This window comes from Arthrobacter sp. T2-23 (assembly GCF_055398325.1).
This window is the reverse complement of sequence record NZ_AP027917.1, coordinates 2,562,568-2,582,246: the sequence shown is the minus strand read 5'-3', so window position 1 is coordinate 2,582,246 and position 19,679 is coordinate 2,562,568. Positions and strand designations below refer to the sequence as shown.

17 protein-coding genes are annotated in these 19,679 nt (G+C 68.2%); 9 read left to right on the top strand and 8 right to left on the bottom strand.

What is annotated here, in order from left to right; all coding sequences use genetic code 11:
- Positions 1–3 precede the first annotated feature (3 nt).
- Together ACZ5Z0_RS11990 and ACZ5Z0_RS11985 are read right to left on the bottom strand one after the other, a co-directional pair.
- On the bottom strand, positions 4–1,377 hold the full coding sequence (locus tag ACZ5Z0_RS11990) for a hypothetical protein (RefSeq protein ID WP_464108626.1): 1,374 nt from the start codon (positions 1,375–1,377) through the stop codon (positions 4–6).
- A 149-nt stretch (positions 1,378–1,526) separates the two neighbouring features.
- Entirely contained in the window at positions 1,527–1,781 is a 255-nt protein-coding gene (locus ACZ5Z0_RS11985) for a hypothetical protein (RefSeq protein ID WP_464108625.1), read from the bottom strand.
- A gap of 195 nt (positions 1,782–1,976) precedes the next feature.
- Here ACZ5Z0_RS11985 and ACZ5Z0_RS11980 point away from each other — a divergent pair, with 195 nt between their 5' ends.
- Positions 1,977–2,195 (top strand): hypothetical protein, encoded by a 219-nt coding sequence (locus tag ACZ5Z0_RS11980; protein WP_464108624.1) that lies wholly within the window; start codon positions 1,977–1,979, stop codon positions 2,193–2,195.
- A gap of 189 nt (positions 2,196–2,384) precedes the next feature.
- Positions 2,385–4,418, top strand: coding sequence for an acetate--CoA ligase (gene acs, locus ACZ5Z0_RS11975; protein WP_464108623.1), 2,034 nt, complete (start codon positions 2,385–2,387; stop codon positions 4,416–4,418).
- 19 nt (positions 4,419–4,437) lie between these two features.
- Here the strand turns inward: acs and ACZ5Z0_RS11970 are convergent, their stop codons facing one another.
- Complete coding sequence (locus ACZ5Z0_RS11970; protein ID WP_464108622.1) at positions 4,438–5,442, bottom strand: IS481 family transposase; 1,005 nt, start codon at positions 5,440–5,442, stop codon at positions 4,438–4,440.
- A 109-nt stretch (positions 5,443–5,551) separates the two neighbouring features.
- The gene (locus ACZ5Z0_RS11965) at positions 5,552–6,499 is read right to left on the bottom strand and encodes an SMP-30/gluconolactonase/LRE family protein (protein WP_464108621.1); all 948 of its coding nucleotides are present in this window, start codon (positions 6,497–6,499) and stop codon (positions 5,552–5,554) included.
- Positions 6,500–6,633: 134 nt separating this feature from the next.
- On the opposite strand from ACZ5Z0_RS11965, the gene aroQ reads away from it, so the two are divergent.
- Both aroQ and ACZ5Z0_RS11955 read left to right on the top strand, forming a co-directional pair.
- Positions 6,634–7,107, top strand: a complete 474-nt coding sequence (gene aroQ, locus ACZ5Z0_RS11960) for a type II 3-dehydroquinate dehydratase (RefSeq protein ID WP_464108620.1) — start codon at positions 6,634–6,636, stop codon at positions 7,105–7,107.
- Between the two features lie 2 nt (positions 7,108–7,109).
- On the top strand, positions 7,110–8,168 hold the full coding sequence (locus ACZ5Z0_RS11955) for a DUF2332 domain-containing protein (RefSeq protein WP_464108619.1): 1,059 nt from the start codon (positions 7,110–7,112) through the stop codon (positions 8,166–8,168).
- Between the two features lie 23 nt (positions 8,169–8,191).
- On the opposite strand, the gene ACZ5Z0_RS11950 is transcribed toward ACZ5Z0_RS11955, so the two are convergent.
- The gene (locus tag ACZ5Z0_RS11950; protein WP_464108618.1) at positions 8,192–9,373 is read right to left on the bottom strand and encodes a MarP family serine protease; all 1,182 of its coding nucleotides are present in this window, start codon (positions 9,371–9,373) and stop codon (positions 8,192–8,194) included.
- Between the two features lie 230 nt (positions 9,374–9,603).
- Here ACZ5Z0_RS11950 and ACZ5Z0_RS11945 point away from each other — a divergent pair, with 230 nt between their 5' ends.
- Entirely contained in the window at positions 9,604–10,281 is a 678-nt protein-coding gene (locus ACZ5Z0_RS11945; protein WP_011693220.1) for a Crp/Fnr family transcriptional regulator, read from the top strand.
- A 278-nt stretch (positions 10,282–10,559) separates the two neighbouring features.
- On the opposite strand, the gene ACZ5Z0_RS11940 is transcribed toward ACZ5Z0_RS11945, so the two are convergent.
- The 3 genes from ACZ5Z0_RS11940 to ACZ5Z0_RS11930 are packed head-to-tail and all read right to left on the bottom strand — an operon-like array spanning position 10,560 to position 12,249.
- Entirely contained in the window at positions 10,560–11,471 is a 912-nt protein-coding gene (locus tag ACZ5Z0_RS11940; protein ID WP_464108617.1) for an NUDIX hydrolase, read from the bottom strand.
- 17 nt (positions 11,472–11,488) lie between these two features.
- Complete coding sequence (locus ACZ5Z0_RS11935) at positions 11,489–12,091, bottom strand: RidA family protein (RefSeq protein WP_464108616.1); 603 nt, start codon at positions 12,089–12,091, stop codon at positions 11,489–11,491.
- Positions 12,092–12,093: 2 nt separating this feature from the next.
- Complete coding sequence (locus ACZ5Z0_RS11930; protein ID WP_003797879.1) at positions 12,094–12,249, bottom strand: DUF4177 domain-containing protein; 156 nt, start codon at positions 12,247–12,249, stop codon at positions 12,094–12,096.
- A gap of 37 nt (positions 12,250–12,286) precedes the next feature.
- Here ACZ5Z0_RS11930 and ACZ5Z0_RS11925 point away from each other — a divergent pair, with 37 nt between their 5' ends.
- The 4 genes from ACZ5Z0_RS11925 to ACZ5Z0_RS11910 all read left to right on the top strand — a co-directional run bounded on the left by ACZ5Z0_RS11925 (position 12,287) and on the right by ACZ5Z0_RS11910 (position 19,655).
- Positions 12,287–14,605, top strand: coding sequence for a transglycosylase domain-containing protein (locus ACZ5Z0_RS11925; protein WP_464108615.1), 2,319 nt, complete (start codon positions 12,287–12,289; stop codon positions 14,603–14,605).
- An 8-nt stretch (positions 14,606–14,613) separates the two neighbouring features.
- A complete protein-coding gene (locus tag ACZ5Z0_RS11920; RefSeq protein WP_464108614.1) occupies positions 14,614–15,561 on the top strand; it encodes a metallophosphoesterase in 948 nt (315 codons plus the stop codon).
- Positions 15,562–16,008: 447 nt separating this feature from the next.
- Positions 16,009–17,826, top strand: a complete 1,818-nt coding sequence (locus tag ACZ5Z0_RS11915; protein ID WP_464108613.1) for an ABC transporter ATP-binding protein — start codon at positions 16,009–16,011, stop codon at positions 17,824–17,826.
- Complete coding sequence (locus ACZ5Z0_RS11910; protein WP_464108612.1) at positions 17,823–19,655, top strand: ABC transporter ATP-binding protein; 1,833 nt, start codon at positions 17,823–17,825, stop codon at positions 19,653–19,655. Before ACZ5Z0_RS11915 ends, ACZ5Z0_RS11910 begins: the two co-directional genes overlap by 4 nt.
- The last annotated feature ends 24 nt before the right edge of the window (positions 19,656–19,679 follow it).

The window sequence follows — 19,679 nt, the reverse complement described above, 5'->3', positions numbered from 1 at the left end:
CGGCTAACCGCGTTCGATGTTGCTCAGGTCCCGCAACACGCCGACGCGGCCGTCCGTGTGCTGGACCAGGAACTCGTGGCCGCGGTCTTCAAGGGCCAGCACCCAGCCGCCGGGCTCGACAACGAACGCCGGCGCGCCGGTGTGCTCGTCCACGGCGGTGCGGGGCTGGGCGACGGCGAACCAGAACGCCTCGTAGGCGGGCTGGCGGGCCTGGGTTTCCGGACGGCTCGCCGGATCCACGGTCGCGCCGACCGGCTCCTGCGAACGGACCTGAGGCGTGAGCGCGGTGGGGGCAGCATAGCTTGCGGCAGCCGGCGCTGCCGCCGCCGGAACTCCGGCCGCCTGGGTTTCCTCCAGGCCGGAGTGCTGCTCCGCCGGGGCGACCGGTGCTGCAGGGGCGGCCGGCGCCGCCGCAGCCTGCCTCTGCTCGGAGGCGGACGGTTCCTGGCTGGCCGCGGGGGCGGCCGTGGGGGACGGTGCGTAAGCCGCCGTCGGCGCCGGGGATGCGGAGGGTACGACGCCGTGCGCCTGGGTGGCCGGCTCCTGGGCCGCCGGGCGCGCAGGACCAGCGGCGGCGGCACCAGCGGCTGCACCAGCAGCACCGGCCGCGGCGGCGCCAGCGCCGTGCGACGCCCCGGTGGTTTCCTGGCCGCGCGTTGCGGGCTCCGAACCTGCAGTCTGCTTACCGGGGACAATCTTCTTGGCCCAGCCGGCCAGCGGGCTGCTTGCCTGTTTGGCGGCCGTGGCCTCGCCAGCGGCCCTCGGGGCCTTGGGCGCCTTGGGGGCGCGCGGCTTGCGGACCGGTTCCGCGGCTTCGCGCGCCACAACGTGCGCGGGGGTTTCGGGGCGGTGCAGGAAATCGCCGGCAAGGACCGGAATCAGGCGTGCCAGCACCGTGGCGGCGAAGAGTCCGAGGGCCCCCACCAGGCCCAACAGCATACTGGGCACGAACGCGCCGGCTGCCGCGAGGAAGTAGAAGGCGAGGCTGAAGGACGCCACAACTGAGCCGAACTGGTCAACGGAGAGGGAACCGATCCGGATCTTGGTGCCCGGACTGACCCGGCGTGCCACGAAGAGGGCGGTGACGATCAGCGGCAGCAGAATCCCCAAGCCCAGGAAGAAGAGGCTGCCCAGGTTCCAGAGGTTGTACCGGATGGCGAACATCGGAATGAGGGAGGCGATGAAGAGAACCAGCGTGGACCCGAAGACAGTGAGGTCGCGGACGGTGAAGGGCCCGAGGACGGCTTCGTTGTTCTTCGCGTTCGGCTTGTCCACGGTGAAGCGTGGCTGTTCCCCCTGCCCGCTGGTCTGCGCGGGCCCGGCCGTCGCGTCGTTGCGGGAGGGCACGTGGAGCTGCCCGTTGCTTTGCTCGTTCATTCTGTTCTCCTTAGCGTGGCCGCACCCTGGACAGTGCAGCCTAACGGCAGGCAAAGACAGGACCGCCAGCGGTCCTGTCGCCCCCATCGGATGTCACAACTCCATCTCAGCCTAGCCAAGTGCGGGACTGTTCACTAGCTGACCGGCCGTCACTCCAGCACCAGTGTGCGGGTCCTTTCGCCCTGCGCGTAAAACAGCGTGATCGTCAGCGGGAGTGTGCCCACGCCGGCCGGGACACTGAATTCGTGCGAGGTCGGCGCCAGGTCCACGGTGCACGGGTTTCCCGCGGACGGTTCGACGCGGATGCTGACCCGGTCCGGGGCGGTAGCTTCGATCCGGGAAGGGACGGCCGGGCAACTGGAGCTTCCCCACAGGGTGATGCCGAACCGCCGGGGCCTGTCCACCCACGCCGTCAACGGTTCTCCGAGGGACAGCGGCGGCGCGGGAGAGGCACCCGGCGGCGCACCGGACGGTGCACCCGGCCCTGCGGACGGCGTCGAGAGCATGCCCCGGTAGCTGCGGTCCGCCGCGTTGGGCGGCTCGGCGCAGCCCGTCAGGTGTGGGGCGAGGGGAAGCTTCGCGGGGAGTAGGGTTTGGGCATGGAGCTCCTGAACGCGACCCCCGTCTTTCTCTGGCGCGGCGTCTGCTTCTTCGCCGTGGCCGCCGTGGTCGCGGGCATCCTGCTGCCCTCGGCACCCGCGATCGCCATCGTACTGATAACCATTACCCTGCTGCTCACTGGATGGGCTCTGCTGGTCCACCGTCACATGCAACGGGTGATGCGCGCCAAAGGCCAACAGCCGCCATTCGGCGCATAATAAACACCGCTTACGGCTCCCCTTGTGACGGGGCACACGTTCGGCCGGAGCCAAGGGTTAGTGTGTATTTCGGAACAGCTCTTGCGGCACGTCCGTGACCAGCCGATGCCCGATGCCGCGCACGTGGCCGGGCGCTGCTGCGCAACGGACGTTCCGTGCGGCACGGCTCGATGAATGATGAGGTTCACCATGTCCCAGCAGACCCCAGGCTCCACGACAACCCAGGCGCCCCGGCAGGGCGATGCCTTCGAAAACCTGTCGCAGGAGAACCGGAAGTTCGCCCCCTCGGCCGAGTTCGCCGCCAACGCCGTGGTCACGGCCGCCGACTACGCCGAGGCCGACGCCGACAGGCCCGCCTTCTGGGCCAAGCAGGCCCGCAGCCTGCTCAGCTGGAGCAAGGACTTCACCCAGACGCTGGACTGGTCCAACCCGCCGTTCGCCAAGTGGTTTGTCGGCGGCGAGATCAATGCCGCGTACAACGCCCTGGACCGGCACGTCGAGGCCGGCAACGGGGACCGCGTCGCCATCTACTTCGAGGGCGAGCCCGGCGACACCCGGACCTACACCTACGCGCAGCTCACCGAAGAGGTCAAGAAGGCCGCCAACGCGTTCGAATCCCTCGGCGTGGCCAAGGGCGACCGTGTCGCCGTGTACCTGCCGATGATCCCCGAAGCCGTCATCACGCTGCTGGCCTGCGCCCGGATCGGCGCCATCCACTCCGTGGTGTTCGGCGGCTTCTCCGCCGAGGCCCTGCGGTCCCGGATCGACGACGCCGAAGCCAAGCTCGTCGTCACCGCCGACGGCACCTACCGCCGCGGCAAGCCCAGCCCGCTCAAGCACGCCGTCGACGAGGCGCTGGCCCACGAGGGCGACGGCAGCGGGCACACGGTGCAGAACGTCGTCGTCGTGAAGCGCAACGGCCAGGACGTCGACTGGCATGACGGCCGGGACCACTGGTGGGCAGATACGGTCGGGACCGCCTCCGCAGAGCACACCGCCGTCGGCCACGACGCCGAGCACCCGCTGTTCATCCTCTACACCTCAGGCACCACCGGAAAGCCCAAGGGCATCCTGCACACCACCGGCGGCTACCTCACCCAGGGCGCCTACACCCACAAGGCGGTCTTCGACCTGCACCCGGAAACGGACGTCTACTGGTGCACGGCCGACGTCGGCTGGATCACCGGCCACTCCTACGTCGCCTACGCGCCGCTCATCAACGGCGCCACCCAGGTGATGTACGAGGGCACCCCCGACTCCCCGCACCAGGGCCGCTGGTGGGAGATCGTGGAGAAGTACAAGGTCTCCATCCTTTACACCGCCCCCACCGCGATCCGCACCTTCATGAAGTGGGGCAAGGACATCCCGGCCAAGTCGGACCTCTCCTCGATCCGCGTCCTGGGCTCGGTGGGCGAACCCATCAACCCGGAGGCGTGGATGTGGTACCGGGAGGTCATCGGCGCCAACGCCGGCGCGCACGGGGAGAGGAAGGACCACCCGGCCCCGATCGTGGACACCTGGTGGCAGACCGAGACCGGTGCGCAGATGATCGCCCCGCTGCCCGGGGTGACCGCGACCAAGCCGGGCTCCGCGCAGGTCCCCCTGCCCGGCATCGCCGTCGACGTCGTCGATGAAGCCGGCGAGTCCGTGCCCAACGGCGCCGGCGGCTACCTCGTGATCCGCGAGCCGTGGCCGGCCATGTTGCGCGGCATCTGGGGCGACCCGGAGCGGTTCAAGGAAACCTACTGGTCCCGTTTCGAAACCATGTACTTCGCCGGCGACGGCGCCAAGAAGGACGACGACGGCGACATCTGGCTGCTTGGCCGCGTGGACGACGTGATGAACATTTCCGGCCACCGGCTCTCCACCGCCGAGATCGAATCCGCCCTCGTGTCCCACCCGGCCGTGGCGGAAGCCGCCGTCGTCGGTGCGGCGGACGAGACCACCGGCCAGGCTGTCGTGGCGTTCGTCATCCTGCGCGGGGACGCGGTGGACTCGGGCGAGGCGATGGTCCAGGAGCTCCGCAACCACGTGGGCAAGGAAATCGGTCCGATCGCCAAGCCCAAGACCATCCTGATCGTTCCGGAACTGCCCAAGACCCGATCCGGCAAGATCATGCGCCGCCTGCTCAAGGACGTCGCGGAAGGCCGCGAGGTCGGCGACGCCACCACGCTGGCCGACAACACCGTGATGGCCCAGATCGCGAACTCGCTCAAGAAGTAGGCTCCGGCCGCTAGCTGTACTAACCCGGCACGTTAGTGACACGGCTGGCGGGTGAGGCGCCTTTGAGGGCGGTGTGTGGCCTGTGGTGATTGTAGTAGTCGATGAAGTCCTGGTAACAGGCTTGGCGTTCCGTTTCTGAGCGGTAGGCCCTGGCGTAGGCCCATTCCTCTTTGAGGATTCGGTTGAAGCGTTCGACCTTGCCGTTTGTCTGGGGCCGGTAGGGCCGGGTGCGTTTGTGGCTGATGCCGGCCTCGGCAAGGACTTTGCCGAAAGCTCTGGACCGGTAGCAGGAGCCGTTGTCGGTCATCACCCGCTTGATCCGAACGCCTTGGGCTTGGAAAGCGGCGATGGCGTTGCGCATGAATGCGGCCGCTGTGGCTTGGGTTTCGTCGGGAAGGATCTCGGAGTAGACGAACCGGGAATGGTCATCGACGGCGTGATGAATAAAGGAGTAGCCCCTGACCTGCCCGCGGTCTTTACGGCGGCCTTCGGCGAGGTTCCTGGCCCGGGCATTCGCCTCGCCCTGCACGCGCCCGTGGATCCGGTGGCCGCCGCCGTTGGGGATGCGGCCGAGCTTCTTGACATCGATGTGGACCATCTCGCCGGGCCAGGCGTATTCATATCGGCGGGCGCGGTCCCGGCCCCGGGTCCTGACTCCGGTGGCCGGATCGGTGAACCGCAGCGGGGGACAGAGGTAACGAGCCAGGATCCGGTGAACAGTGGAGATGTTCAAGTGCAGGTGATACGCGATCCGGGCCGGACCCCAGCGCCTGTTGACCCGCAGACCCAACACCCGCCGCTCGGAGCGCACCCGGGTCCGGTGCGGACAGGCAGCCGGTCGGCTTGAACGGTCTTGAAGCCCGTCCTCGCCGAAATCACGGTACCGCTGCGACCAACGGGCTGCGGTCGGCACGGAGACACTGAACCGTTCAGCCGCCCGGCGCAACGGCCAACCATCATCAACGATGCAGCGAGCCAGCCGAAGACGGCCCGAGTGAGCCAAAAACGCGTTACGGTGGGACACGAGGACCTCCTGGGTTGTGTTCGCTCTCGACAAGCACCACACAACACCCGGAGGTCCTCTTATTGCGTCAAATCAGTCCCCGTGTCACTAACGTGCCGGGACAGTACAGCTAGCGGGCCTGGACCCGGACTACCTCGAAGCTGGTGGCCCCCGGGTTGGTGAACTTCGAGTTGACCACGGCGAGCGTGTCGTCGAAGAGGGCCGCCGTCGTGGGGATGTCGAAGTTCGGGCTCGTGATGACGTGCCTCAGCTCCCCGGAATCGAGGCTGCTGTCGAGCCGGATGCGGCTGACCTGGTTGTCCAGGTTCTGCACGGCCCACAGGGTGCCGTCCTTGAGCAGGATCCCGTCGACGTTGGGCACGCTGACGCCGCCGATCTCGGCGCTCGCCCCGTTGCGGGGGTTCACCGTGTAGAGCACGCCGCGGGCGGTGTGAGCGACGATCAGGGTGTCGCCGTCCCCCGCGGCGGCGATGCCGTTGAGGTTGAAGCCCTGGTCCACGGTCCCGGCCGGGCCTTTCAGCTTCAGCGTGCGGGCGGTTCCGGGTTCGCCGTCGCTGCCCACCGGCACGAAGTAGAGCTCGCCGGCCTGGGAGTTGGTGAACCAGGCGCCGCGGCTGGTCAGGGTGACGTCGTTGATGAAGCTCGCCCCGGCCGCGGCCAACTGGTATGTGGCTTCGGTCGTCCGGGACTTGAGGTCATAGAGGTAGGCCTGTCCGGTGCCGCCGCCGGCGACGAAGAGAAGGTCGTGGCGCCGGTCCACCTTCATGCCGAGGGCGGCCCTGCCGGCGGGTGCGGTAATGAATCTCCTTGCCGTCCCGCCGCGGATATCGCCGCGGTAGATGTTCCCGTTGAGCCGGTCCCCGGCGAAGAACGTGGACCCCTCACCGGCCGCGATGCCTTCCGCTCCGGTGGCGCCGGGAAGGGTGATCACAGAGCGGCCGTGTCCGGGGTCGGTTCCTGCGGCGGTGGACAGCGGCGCCGGCACAAGCACGGCAACCGCCGCCAGGAGGGCCACCGCGGCCCGGCGGATTGCTTTCACTGCGTGAATATTGCGCATGATGACGCTCCATGAGAAATGGGCTTGTTGTGCGCGGACCGACCGTTACGGAGGCTCCGCACGATGGTCCTTTCAGTGTAGGCAGCGGGCCCGGCGCGGGCCAGAGCCCACGGTTCCGCGGTACATTGGCTGGCATGAGCGAAGCCACCTCCGCGGACGTCCGACGCGGCACCGTCCTGGTCCTCAACGGGCCCAACCTGAACCTGCTGGGCACCCGCGAGCCCGAGAAGTACGGCACGGCCACGCTGGCCGACGTCGAACAGCTCGCCAAGGACGCCGGTGCGGCGCACGGGCTCGACGTCGAATGCTTCCAGTCCAACCATGAGGGCGCGCTCGTGGACGCCATCCACGCCGCCCGCGGCAAGGCGCTGGGCATCGTCCTCAACGCCGGCGCCTACACGCACACTTCGGTGGCGATCCGGGACGCGATCACGGCGGTGCAGCTGCCCGCCGTCGAGGTCCACATCACCAACGTGCACGCCCGGGAAGAGTTCCGGCACCACTCCTACCTCTCGGACGTCAGCAAAGCCGTGATCGCCGGGGCCGGAATCCTCGGGTACCGCTTCGCCGTCGAATACCTCGCCGAATTTTACGCGGGCCGGGACTAGCCATGTCCGCCGCGTCGGAGCAGGCCGGGACGGCTGACTGGTACCGCCACTTCGGTACCGTCGATGCCCCCGGGAACTCCGCCTGCTACTCCGAATGGTCGGTGGGCATCGCGGACGACCCCGAACTCCTCCGGCGCATCGACGCCTGGCCGCATAACAAGCGCCAGCCCCTGCTGATGCTGGCCGCCTCCCGCTTCCTCGGCGCCCGGGTCGGCCCGTACCGGGAGTTCCGGAGTTTCCTGGACGCCCACTGGGACGACGTCTCCCGGATTGTCCTCTCCCGGTCCACGCAGACGAACGAAGCCGGCCGCTGCGCCGCGCGGCTCCCGTCCCTTGCCCGCATCGCCGCCGCGGAGGGCCGTCCGCTGGCCCTCATCGAAGTCGGCGCCTCGGCCGGGCTGGCACTGTTCCCGGACCGCTACGGCTACGAGTATGACGGCGTGGCCGGCGCCGGATCCGGTGGTGTGACGCGGCTGGCTCCGGCCGGCGCGGCGCCCGGAAGCTACCCGGTCCTGCGCTGCGCCACCACCGGCCCCGTGCCGCTGCCGGCCGGGCTGCCCGCGGTGGCGTGGCGCGCCGGCATCGACCTGAATCCGCTCGACATCCGCGACCCCGACGACGTCGCCTGGCTCGAGGCGCTGGTCTGGCCGGAGCAGGACTTCCGCCGCGAACGGCTGCGCCAGGCGATCGCGATTGCGCAGGCTGACCCGCCGCTGCTGGTCGCCGGGGACCTCAACGAACAGCTCATGGCCCTCGCCGGGCAGGCCCCGGCGGACGCCGCTTTGGTGGTGTTCCACAGCGCGGTGATGGCCTACCTCGACGCGACGGGGCGTGAACGCTTCCGGGACAGCATCTCGATGCTGGCCGCGGACCGTGGCTGCCACTGGCTTTCCAACGAGGGCCACACGGTCATCGTGCAGGCCGACGGCTCCAGTGTGGTTCCGGAAATGGACGAGGCGCGGCTCGGCGGACGCTTCCTGCTGCTCGAGGACGGCCTGCCGGTGGCCATCGCCGGACCCCACGGCCAGAGCCTCGAGTGGATCGAGGCGGCCTCCGGCTGACGGAGCCTACGCCCCGGCCACGGCTACTTCTTGATGCACTGGCCGGGCGAGACGGTGGCGCCGAGCCCGGGGGCCTGGGCGGCCACGGGGCCGAGGTCGTTCATAGTGATGGCAAAACCGAGCGACGCCTCCGACGTCGACTTCGCGAAGACCACGCCGGACACCTGCCCGTCCATGGTCAGCAGCGGTCCGCCGGAGTTCCCCGGCTGGACGTCGCCGGCGAGCCGGTAGACGTCCTCTGCCGCGGCATTGTTGCCGTAAATGTCCGGTACCAGCACGGTCGCGATGTCCCGGACGGTGGCCGGTTTGGACTGGAACGGCCCACCGTGCGGATAACCCGCGAACGCCGCGGGGCTGCCGGCGGGAAGGTTGGGCCCCAGCGGCAGCGGCGCCGAGGGCAGCCCGTCCACGGCCAGCACGGCGAGATCGTGGCGGCTGTCGAAGTAGACAATCCTGCCCGGAAGGGCCCCGCCGCCCGGGACCTCGACAACCGGCTCGGGGACGCCGGCGACCACGTGGGCGTTGGTCACAACGCGGCCGGCCGAGACGACGAACCCGGTTCCGGTCTGGTTCTGTCCGCACTGGTACGCGGTGCCGGCGATCTTCAGCACGGACGCAGCCGCCTTGTTCAGCGCCGGGGTGTCGGTGCTGGCATTCGGGACCGGAACCGGCTGGCCGCCGATGCCTTCGAACAGGGTCGGAATGCCGTCGCCGATCACGGCCGACCGCAGCTGGGCCATGGACGTCTTCAGCGGCGTGGGGGTGACGCCGTCGATAAACCCGATCACCTTCGAATCAGCAAGCTGCTGGGAAACAAACGGAACGCCCAGGGCGCTGATGCTGAAGGACAGCATGGACATCACGAGGGCGGACACGGCAACGTTGACGCCGCCGCCCACCACCCGGTCGGCCAGCCGGAGCGGGCTGATCCTGACGACGCTGCGGATGCGCCGTCCGATCATGGTGCCCAGCCCGTGGCCCAGCATCATCAGCAGCACGGCCGTGGCGATGATCGCGGTGAGCCGCCAACTGGGGTCGTCGACGAGGTCGCTGACGATGGGCACCGACACGAAGGCGGCCACAGCCCCTGCCGCGAAACCTGCGATGCCGCCCAGCGTCACCAGGAAGCCGTTGCGGAAGCCGTAGATCAGGTAGGACAGGAGTGTGAGGATCAACGCCAGGTCCAAAATGGTCAAGCCGAACACCGGGGCTCCTTAAAACTTGTAGGCCCTCATTCTACCGGCGCGCACAGACACTTTGTCGGGTGTTTGGCGTCCTGCCCCGACGGATCCCGGCCCCCAACTGACCGTCGGGGCTCCGGGGGCGTACTCCGGCGCCGTTTCGCGCGTTTCGATGCCAACTACGTCACAGAAGCCGCAAAATTCTGAAACAATGGCTGAAGCGCCCCAGCCGACACAGTAAGTCAGGAGATTTCATGGATATCGAGGTATTGCGCCGCGCACCCCTTTTCGCCACGCTCGACGACGAGGCGTTCCGTCTGCTGACGGACGAACTCACCGAGGTGGACCTCTCACGCGGAGCCTCGGTTTTCCGGGAAGGCGACCAGGGCGACCAGCTCTACTTCATCGTCTCCGGCAAGGTAAAACTCGGCCGCACCTCCCCGGACGGCCGCGAGTCCCTCCTCGCCATCCTCGGCCCGGGCGAACTCTTCGGCGAAATGGCCTTGTTTGACCCGAGCCCGCGCACCGCCACGGCGACCGCCGTCTCCGAAACCCGCCTGGCCGGGCTGAAGAACGAGAGCCTCAACGCTCTGCTGCGCACCCGCCCGGAGGTGTCCGCGCAGCTGCTGCAGGCACTGGCCCGCCGCCTGCGCCGCACCAACGATTCCCTGTCCGACCTCGTCTTCTCCGACGTCCCGGGCCGCGTCGCCAAGGCCCTGCTCGACCTGGCGGACCGCTTCGGCCGTCCCGCGACCGACGGCGTCCTCGTAGCCCACGAGCTCACCCAGGAAGAGCTGGCCCAGCTGGTCGGCGCCTCCCGCGAGACGGTCAACAAGGCCCTCGCCGAATTCGTCCAGCGCGGCTGGCTGCGCCTGGAAGCCCGCGCCGTCGTGATCCTCGACATGCAGCGCCTGCGCCAGCGTTCCCGCTAAGGGTTCCGCAACACGTCCGAAAACCACAGAGGGCCGGCCCGTGACAACGGGCCGGCCCTCTGTGGTTTTCGCGGCAGGCACCTCCGGACATGCTCATCCCTGAACGCCAGGGATGGACATATGCCCACTATGTCCATTCCCCGGCTCGAACGATGAGCAAGTCCAGCAACGAGTTCCAGTCCCGACGGGCATGTCCATTGCCCGGCTCGAACGATGAGCATGTCCGGTGGCAGGTCACGTCCGGAGTCCCCACAGCCCCGGGACGGTCAACGGCCGGGTCAGCGTTCCCGCTGGGGTTCCCCGGCGACGGTCTTGGCGGCCTCGACTTCGAGCATCAACTGGCCGCCCTCCTCCACCAGGGTCGGCTGGTAGGCGTGCGCCGTGCGCTTGTAGCTGAGGTAGGCGATGCAGCCGTTGGCGGCTGCCATCTTCTCGAGCATGATCTCCGAGCCCGGCACCAGGAGTTGGCCCAGCTTCAGGCCCACGGTGTTCGGCTGGCCCACCTCGTCGCCGAGGGCGGTGGTGTCACGTTCGGCGATGACCTTGCGGACGCAGACCCAGCGACCCCAGATGCCCTTGCTGGCCAGCAGCGACGGCTGCTGGTTCATGGGGACGGTCGCGGCAAAGTACCGGGTGTTGAAGCGGCGGTGCGAGAAGTCCGGGCTGAGCCAGTTCACCAGCGGCTTCAGCAGGTCGGTCCGCAGCGAAAGTCCGCGCTTGGCCAGCAGGTCGGTGAAAGATTTCTCCTGATCGGCCACTGCCTCCCGGGCGCGCATCCACTCGGCCGTGGAGGTTCCCTCCACCGTGGTGGACAGGTCCGGACCGGCCAGCAGAATACCGGTCTCCTCGAACAGCTCGCGGATCGCGCCCACCACGTGGCGGCGCGCCAGGCCGACGTCGGACGTCCCCATCTTCTCGGCCCAGTACTGCGGCGCAGGGCCGAGCCAGCCGACGGCGTCGTCGTCGCTCGCCTCCAGCGAGCCGCCGGGAAAGGCGAGCACCCCCAGCGGCGAGGAGCCCGGCCGGTAACCCAGCCACGTTTCCAGGCCGGTGGGCGAGTCCCGCAGCAGGACCACGGAGGAGGCGTAGCGGGGGGCGCGCGGGGTCCGCTCGCCGTGTTCAAGCCAGCTGCGGGCTGCCCCCTCAAGATCCGGCGGGAGGACGAACAGGCGTCGTGCTAAGTGCGGCAAGGGAAACGACCGGCCTTCTAGGCGAATTCGGCGATCAGTTCTACCTCGACCGGAGAGTCGAGCGGCAGAACGGCGACGCCGACGGCGGAACGTGCGTGCTGGCCGGCGTCGCCAAGGACCTTGCCCAGGAGTTCGGACGCGCCGTTGATGACACCGGGCTGGCCGGTGAAGGAGGGGTCGGAGGAGACGAAGCCGACGACCTTAACGATCCGCGTGATGCGGTCCAGGTCGCCGATCACGCTTTTCACCGCCGCCAGCGCGTTAACGGCGCAGACCTCGGCGTAGCGCTTGGCGGCGTCCGGAGACACGGTCGGCTCGTCCGAGGTGCCTTCGGTTCCGGAGGAGACTTTGCCGGTGGCTTCGAGCTTGCCGTCGATGAACGGCAGCTGGCCCGAGGTGTAGACATGGTTCCCGGAGATGACAGCGGGGACGTACGCGGCCACCGGAGCGGCCACTGCGGGAAGCGTAAGGCCAAGCTCGGCGAGGCGCTGTTCGACGGCGGACGACGCGCCGGTACCCACGGCGTTTTCGGCGGTTGCCACGGCGCTTTCGGCGCCGTTTACGGGACTGTTTGTAGCGCCGAGGCCGGCGGCCGGAGCGGCCGTTTCAGGGGTGCTCATGGCTACTGCTTCTCCCGCTTCAAATAGGCAACCAGGCCGTTTCCATCGGGGCCCGGAACAACCTGGACAAGCTCCCAGCCGTCGTCGCCCCACTGATCCAGGATCTGCTTGGTCGCGTGGATAATGAGCGGAATCGTGGCGTACTCCCATTTGGTCATGAAGTAAAGCCTAGTCCTTGCCGGTAAAGTGGAAAACATGGCGACTGGTAAGAACCCTTTATTCGACACGGCCACCACCCTCGGAAAGATCATTCTTTTCCTGGGCGTGAGCGCCATTTGTGGTGTGCTCGTGGCCGGACTGCTGGTCCCCGCGGCCGCCCTCTCCGGCAACAGCGCCTCCGGGTCGATTAAGTTCTTTGAGACCCTGCCGGCGGAGTTGCAGGTCGATCCGCCGAGCCAGTCCACCACCATCCTGGCTGCCGACGGCAGCGTGATCGCCAACCTCTTCTCGGAGAACCGGACCCGGGTATCGCTGGACAAGATGTCGCCGTACATCAAGGACGCCATCGTCGCCATCGAGGACAGCCGCTTCTACGAGCACGGCGGCGTGGACACCACCGGCATCCTGCGTGCCCTCGTCAGCACCGCCCGCGGCAACAAGCAGGGCGCGTCGACCATCACGCAGCAGTACGTCAACAACGTCATCAACTCCTCGCTGGAGTCCGAGGGTAAGGGCGACCAGGTCCTCCTCAACGGCGTCAACAAGGGCGTCGGGGACAAGCTCCGCGAGATGAAGCTCGCCATCGCCCTGGAGAAGAAGTTCACCAAGGAGCAGATCCTCGAGGGCTATCTGAACATCGTCTTCTTCAACCGTGACGCCTACGGCATCGAAGCCGCCTCGAAGTTCTTCTTCAGCACCACCGCCAAGGACCTCACCCTGCCGCAGGCCGCGCTTCTGGCCGGCGTGGTCAACAGCCCGTCCTTCTACGACCCGATCACCAACCCGGATAACGCCAAGGCGCGCCGGAACCTTGTGCTCAAGGCGATGCTGACGCAGGGCAAGATCAAGCAGCCGGAGTATGACGCCGCCGTGGCCACGCCGGTGCAGACCAAGGTCACCCAGGCCAAGCAGGGCTGCGCGTACGCCGCCACGGCGCCGTACTTCTGTGACTATGTGCTGCACCTGCTGCTGAACAACCCCGCCTACGGCGCCGACGCCGACGCCCGAAACCGGAAGATCTTCCGCGGCGGCCTGACCATCAAGACCACGCTGGACCCCAACGCCCAGGCCGTCGCCCAGGCGCAGGTGGACGCTTCGGCCGGAGCGAACCCGGACAAGTGGGGTGCCGCCCTTGTCTCGGTCCAGCCCGGCACCGGCAAGATCATCAACATGGCTCAAAACACTGTGTGGTTCCCCGCCGACGGAAAGTTCAACACGGAACTGAACTTCAATGTCGACAAACTCGATGAGAAGGGCAACGACATCAACGGTCTCGGAGGCGCGCAGCCGGGCTCCACCATGAAACCGTTCACCTTTGCCGAGTGGCTCAATGAGGGCAAGTCGATGAATCAGGTGCTCAACGGCGCCGTGCGGAAGTACCCGCTGGACTTCAAATGGCGGAACTCCTGCGGCGTCACCACGGGTGCCTACAACACCGACGAGAAGAGCCTCGGTGCGGCGGACGACCTGCAGAACGCCGAAGACACCTGGTACCGCCCCCTGACCGTCCTCGAGGGCCTCTACAACTCGATCAACACCATCACGTTCGCCTCCGCCGCCCAGCTGGACTTCTGCGGCATCCAGAAGATCGTTGACTCCGTTGGCCTGCACTCCGGCCTTCCCGCAGTGGACAAGGACGGCAAAATCACCGATCCGAACCCGAAGATCAACATGTTCACCACGGCCAACCTGCTGGGTGCCACGCAGACCTCCCCGCTGTCCATGGCCAGCGCGTTCGCAACCTTCGCCAACGACGGGAAATACTGCGAGCCGATCGCCATCACCTCGGTCACGGACCAAAACGGCGCAAAGCTGCCGGCGCAGGCCACCAACTGCCGGGACGCCATCAAGCCCGAGGTCGCCCGGGGCGTCAACTACGCGCTGCAGGAAGTCCTGAACAGGGGTTCCGGCGCCCTGATCAAGCCGCGGATCTCCACCCGCACCAACTTCCCGATCGCGGCGAAGACCGGTACCTCGAACAACAACGAGTCCACCTGGGTGGTCGGCCACACCCGGGGTCTGGCCACGGCCTCCTGGTTCGGCGATCCGCTGGGCGACCAGCGCCGTCCGGGCCAGAACATCACCATCAACGGCCAGTTCTACAAGGGCATCGACGGTTACATGATCGCCGGCCCGCAGTTCTCGAACTTCATGGCGCAGGTGGCCCCGGCATTCGGCACGGACCCGTTCCCGGCCCCGCCGTCGAACATGGTCTCCGGCGCCGTCACGGCTCCGGCTCCGAGGGCACCGGCGGCGCCGACCCAGGCGCCGGCGGCGCCGACCCAGGCACCGGCCCCCACCGACAACCCAGCGCCGTCGGCCCCGCCGACCAATCCCCCCAGCCCGAAGAAGTAGGGTTGCCGATGGCCCCCGCCGACACACTGGCTAGCCGCGCCCGGACCATCGGGCGTGGCTTTGCCGTAACCGCCGCCGCCGGAGCAGCCGCAGGCACCGCCGCGGCCGGCTACGGGCTGTGGGAGAAGAACCAATTCGTCCTGCGGGAGGAAAGCCTCCCGATCCTGCCGCCGGGCTTCGGGCCGTTGCGGGTGCTGCACCTGAGCGACATCCACTTCGTGCCGGGCCAGCGCCGGAAGGCCGCCTGGCTCGCGTCCCTCGCCGGACTCGAACCGGACCTGGTGGTCAATACCGGGGACAACCTCAGCCACCCCAAGGCCGTGGAACCTGTCCTCGAAGCCCTGCGGCCGCTGATGGCGTTCCCCGGCGTCTTCGTTCCCGGCTCCAACGACTACTATGCCCCCGGTTTCAAGAACCCCGCAGCCTACTTCCGGGGCCCCTCGGGGCGTCCGAAGAAGCCGGTAGAGCTGGACTGGCCAAGGCTGCGGGCGGGCTTCGGAATGGCCGGCTGGGTGGATCTCACCAACCGCTGCCAGTCGCTGGTGCTCAAGGGCCTGCGCGTCGACTTCTCCGGGGTGGACGATCCGCACCTGCGCCTCGAACGCTACGCCGGCTGGCCCCGCGGAACCAAGGGCCAGGACGCCAAGCCGCACCTACGGGTCGCCGTCGCGCACGCCCCCTACCAGCGCGTGCTGGACCACTTCACCGAGGACGCCGCGGACCTGCTCCTGGCCGGGCACACCCACGGCGGCCAGATCTGCGTCCCGGGCTACGGGGCACTGGTGTCCAACTGCGATCTGCCGACCTGGCGCGCCAAAGGCCTGCACGACTGGGAAAGCAAGGGTCGGACGACGCCGGTGAACGTCTCCGGCGGCATCGGCACCTCGCGCTTCGCTCCGGTCCGAATCGCCTGCAAGCCCGAGGCCGTACTGCTCACCCTGACCGCCCGGAACTGAGGCTGCGGGCCCCTCCCCGTGCGCCCGCTCCGGAGGGACATGCCCATCCCCCGGGACCAAGATTCCATGGGACATTGCTTCGGATGGGCATGCCCATCCCCGAGACCAACTTTCCACGGGACATGCCCAGTCTCCACGCCGAGCAATGGACATAACGGCATCATGCCCAACCCCGGGGTCCAGGGATGGGCATGTCCCTAGGTGTGGTTCGCAACGAATGGGCATGCTCCCCTGAGCGGCCAGCAGCATGGGCATGTCCCCAAGGCACGCCGGCGGAGTACCCGGCCGACCCCCGGACCCGGGCCATTGCGGAACATAATTACTGGGCCAGATTGCGGAACGGACCGATATCCTGTGAACCGGGTCACGAAATGGCCTAGGGTAGTTGCTACAGGAAACTACATCCAGTTGCGTAATTCATTCCGCAGTTGCAGTTAAGAAGCAGGCATGGCCAAGCAGACACCGTTTTTCTCGTCAATCAGTCGTCTTTATCCGCACGTCAGGCCGATCATGCCGCGGCTTGTCATGGGCCTGGTCTCTGCCCTGATGGCCAGCATTGTCGCCCTGGCCATCCCCCAGGTCCTGCGGGTCCTGATCAACGACTGGCTGAGGCCGGGCGGAAGCAGCCAGGCCGTCTGGATCGCCTCCGGGGTGATCCTCGTCCTGGGCATCGCCGAAGCCGGGCTGGTGGCGCTGCGACGCCAGTTCGTCATCAACCCGGCCACCACGGTGGAAACCCGGATGCGCGTCTCGCTCTATGACCACCTGCAGGACCTGACCGTGTCCTTCCACGACCGCTGGGGCTCCGGGCAACTGCTCTCACGCGCCATGACGGACCTGAACTTCCTCCGGCGCTGGATGGCGTTCGGGGCGATCATGCTTGTGGTCACCACCCTGACGGTGGTGATCGGCGTCGTCGTGATGTTTGCTATGAGCTGGCAGCTGGCGCTGATCTTCCTGGCCGCTGCCGTGCCGATCATGATCTACGGCTTCCGTTTCCGGACCCGCTTCAGCAAGGTGGCTCGCCGCAGCCAGGACCAGGCCGGGGACCTCGCCACCACGGTCGAGGAATCCGTCCACGGCATCCGTGTGCTCAAGGCCTTCGGACGCAGCCGCGAGGCGCTGGAAAACTTCAACGAACAGGCCGAGGAACTGCGCCAGACCGAAATTGTGAAGGCCAAACACCTGGCCGCCTTCAGCCTCGTCGTCACGCTGCTGCCCGAGCTGGCCCTCGGCGCCGGGCTGGTCGTCGGCATCATGCTGGCGGCAGGCGGGGAGCTGAGCATCGGGTCACTCGTGGCGTTCTTCGCCACCGCCGCCGTGATCGCGACGCCGGTGGAGTTCTGCGGCATGCTGCTCGCCATGGCGCTGACCGCCAAGACCGCGGTGGACCGGCATTTTGAGGTGATGGACTCCGCCAACACCATCACGAGCCCGCCGCAGCCGCGCCGGCCCGCGGAGCTCAAAGGCGCCCTAGGTTTCCACCACGCCACCTTCGCCTTCGAGGATGCCCCGGACAAGCCCATCCTCAAGGACATCTGCCTGGACGTCCGGCCCGGCGAGACCATGGCCCTGGTGGGCATCACCGGCAGCGGCAAGAGTGCCCTGCTGCAGCTGGTGCCGCGCCTGTTCGAGGCGACGGCGGGCTCGGTCACGATCGATGGCGTGGACCTGCGCGACTTCAGCGTCGAGGAACTGCGCACCGTCGTCTCCGTGGCCTTCGAGGACACCACGCTCTTTTCCAGCTCCGTGCGGGACAACGTGCTGCTCGGCGTCCAGGGCGAGGAGTCGCAGGAGCGCCGGGAGGAGATTCTGGCGGAGGCGCTGGACACTGCCCAGGCGCATTTCGCGTACTCCCTGCCCGAAGGCCTGGACACGCTGATCGGCGAGGAGGGCCTGAGCCTGTCCGGCGGCCAGCGGCAGCGCATCGCCCTGGCCCGGGCCGTCGCCGCCAGGCCGAAGGTGCTGGTCCTGGACGACCCGCTGTCGGCCCTGGACGTCAACACCGAGGAGCTGGTGGAGGCCCGGCTCCGGGAGGTCCTCGCGGACACCACCACCCTGATCGTGGCCCACCGGCCCTCCACCGTGGCCCTCGCCGACCGGGTGGCGCTGCTGGAGGACGGCCGGATTGCCGCCGTCGGAACCCACACCGAACTGCTCGCGGAGAACAGCCACTACCGCTACGTGATCGCCAGCCTGGACCCGGAACCGCGGGACCTGGACTCCGAACTGTCCGCCCTCGAGGCCGAGGAGGTGTCCCGATGAGCACGGCCACCTTCGGCACCGCCAACGAGGACAACGCACACCTGTCCAAGTCCGACAGCCGGGCCGTCCGGCGCCGCTCCCTGGCGCTGCTCGGCTCGCTGATCCGTCCCGTCCGCCGGCGCTTCTGGCTCACCATCGCCGCCGTCGTCCTGTCCCAGGCGGCCCGCGTGGCCGGCCCGGCGCTGATCGCGTTCGGGATCGATCACGCGCTGCCGGCCCTGCGCACCGGCGACAGCCTGCCGCTCATGCTGGCCGGCGCCGCGTACCTCGCCGCGGCCGTCGCGACGGCGGGCCTCACGGCCCTGTATGTGACTTCGACCGCCCGCCTGAGCCAGGCGATGCTGCTGGACCTGCGTGTGCGGGTCTTCCGCCAGACCCAGCGGCTGAGCCTGGAGTTCCACGAGAAATACACCTCGGGCCGCATCATCGCCCGGCAGACGTCGGACCTCGAGGCACTGCGCGAACTGCTCGACTCCGGGGTCAGCTCGCTCGCGTCCGGGATGCTGTTCATGATCTTCACCGCCGTCACGGTGTTCGCCCTCGACTGGCGCAGCGGGCTGCTGGTGCTGGCCGCCGGCGTGCCGATGTATTTCCTGGCCCGCTGGTACCAGAAGCACTCCGAGATCGCGTTCCGCGAATCGAGCGTCGTCTCGGCCCGGCTGATCGTGCACTTCGTCGAGACCATGACCGGAATCCGCGCCGTCAAGGCCTTCCGCAAGGAGCGCCAGAACGCCGAGCGGTATGCGGAGCTTTCGGAGGACTACCGCAAGGTCACCGTCCGCTCGATCAACCTCAACGGCATCCTCCAGCCCGGCCTGGTCCTGATCGGGAACGTCTGCGTCGCCGTCGTCCTGCTCACCGGCGGCTTCCGCGTCCTCTCCGGCGAACTCGCCGTGGGCGTGCTGCTGGCACTGATCCTCTCGGCGAAGCGCTTCTTTCAGCCGGTCGACCAGATGGCCATGTTCTACAACTCCTTCCAGAGCGCGCAGGCGGCGCTGGAGAAGGTCTCCGGGCTGCTCGAGGAGGTGCCCACCGTCCGGCCGCCGGAGCACCCCGTGGCCCTGCCGCAGGCGGAGGGCCGCATCGACTTCGAGAACGTCGAGTTCCGCTACGGCGACGGCCCGGTCGTCATTCCCGCCTTGGACCTGCACATTCCCGCCGGCCAGACGGTCGCCCTCGTGGGCCAGACCGGCGCCGGCAAGTCGACCCTCGCCAAGCTGATCGCCCGCTTCTACGATGTCTCTTCCGGTTCGCTCACGCTCGACGGCGTGGACCTGCGGCAGCTCACGACGGCGGACTTGCGCCGGAACGTCGTGATGGTCACCCAGGAGGCGTTCCTGTTCAGCGGATCCGTGGCGGACAACATCGCCCTGGGCCGGCCCGAGGCTTCCCGCCAGGAGATTGAGGACGCCGCGAAGGCCGTGGGCGCCCACGGCTTCATCACCGCGCTTCCGGACGGCTACGACACCGACGTCAACAAGCGCGGCGGCCGCGTCTCCGCCGGCCAGCGCCAGCTGATCAGCTTTGCCCGGGCCTTCCTGGCACGGCCTGCGGTGCTGATCCTGGATGAGGCCACGTCCTCGCTGGACATCCCCTCCGAGCGGCTGGTCCAGGCCGGCCTGGCGAGCCTGCTACGGGGCGTGAGCTCCGGCGAGGCGGGCCGCACGGCGCTGATCATCGCGCACCGGCTCTCCACCGTGGAGACCGCGGACCGCGTGCTTGTGGTCCATGACGGCCGCGTGGTTGAGGACGGCACGCCGGCGGAGCTGATCGGCGGGGGCGGCCGCTTCGCCAAGCTGCACGGGGCGTGGAAGGACTCGCTGGTCTGAGTCCGACGTATGCGGCGGCCCGCG

What these genes read in the sequence shown, in the direction of transcription:
- ACZ5Z0_RS11990 (WP_464108626.1), bottom strand. Translation starts at nt 1,377, where the DNA reads ATGAACGAGCAAAGCAACGGGCAGCTCCACGTGCCCTCCCGCAACGAC.
- ACZ5Z0_RS11980 (WP_464108624.1), top strand. Translation starts at nt 1,977, where the DNA reads ATGGAGCTCCTGAACGCGACCCCCGTCTTTCTCTGGCGCGGCGTCTGC.
- acs (WP_464108623.1), top strand. Translation starts at nt 2,385, where the DNA reads ATGTCCCAGCAGACCCCAGGCTCCACGACAACCCAGGCGCCCCGGCAG.
- ACZ5Z0_RS11965 (WP_464108621.1), bottom strand. Translation starts at nt 6,499, where the DNA reads ATGCGCAATATTCACGCAGTGAAAGCAATCCGCCGGGCCGCGGTGGCC.
- aroQ (WP_464108620.1), top strand. Translation starts at nt 6,634, where the DNA reads ATGAGCGAAGCCACCTCCGCGGACGTCCGACGCGGCACCGTCCTGGTC.
- ACZ5Z0_RS11955 (WP_464108619.1), top strand. Translation starts at nt 7,110, where the DNA reads ATGTCCGCCGCGTCGGAGCAGGCCGGGACGGCTGACTGGTACCGCCAC.
- ACZ5Z0_RS11945 (WP_011693220.1), top strand. Translation starts at nt 9,604, where the DNA reads ATGGATATCGAGGTATTGCGCCGCGCACCCCTTTTCGCCACGCTCGAC.
- ACZ5Z0_RS11935 (WP_464108616.1), bottom strand. Translation starts at nt 12,091, where the DNA reads ATGAGCACCCCTGAAACGGCCGCTCCGGCCGCCGGCCTCGGCGCTACA.
- ACZ5Z0_RS11930 (WP_003797879.1), bottom strand. Translation starts at nt 12,249, where the DNA reads ATGACCAAATGGGAGTACGCCACGATTCCGCTCATTATCCACGCGACC.
- ACZ5Z0_RS11925 (WP_464108615.1), top strand. Translation starts at nt 12,287, where the DNA reads ATGGCGACTGGTAAGAACCCTTTATTCGACACGGCCACCACCCTCGGA.
- ACZ5Z0_RS11920 (WP_464108614.1), top strand. Translation starts at nt 14,614, where the DNA reads ATGGCCCCCGCCGACACACTGGCTAGCCGCGCCCGGACCATCGGGCGT.
- ACZ5Z0_RS11915 (WP_464108613.1), top strand. Translation starts at nt 16,009, where the DNA reads ATGGCCAAGCAGACACCGTTTTTCTCGTCAATCAGTCGTCTTTATCCG.
- ACZ5Z0_RS11910 (WP_464108612.1), top strand. Translation starts at nt 17,823, where the DNA reads ATGAGCACGGCCACCTTCGGCACCGCCAACGAGGACAACGCACACCTG.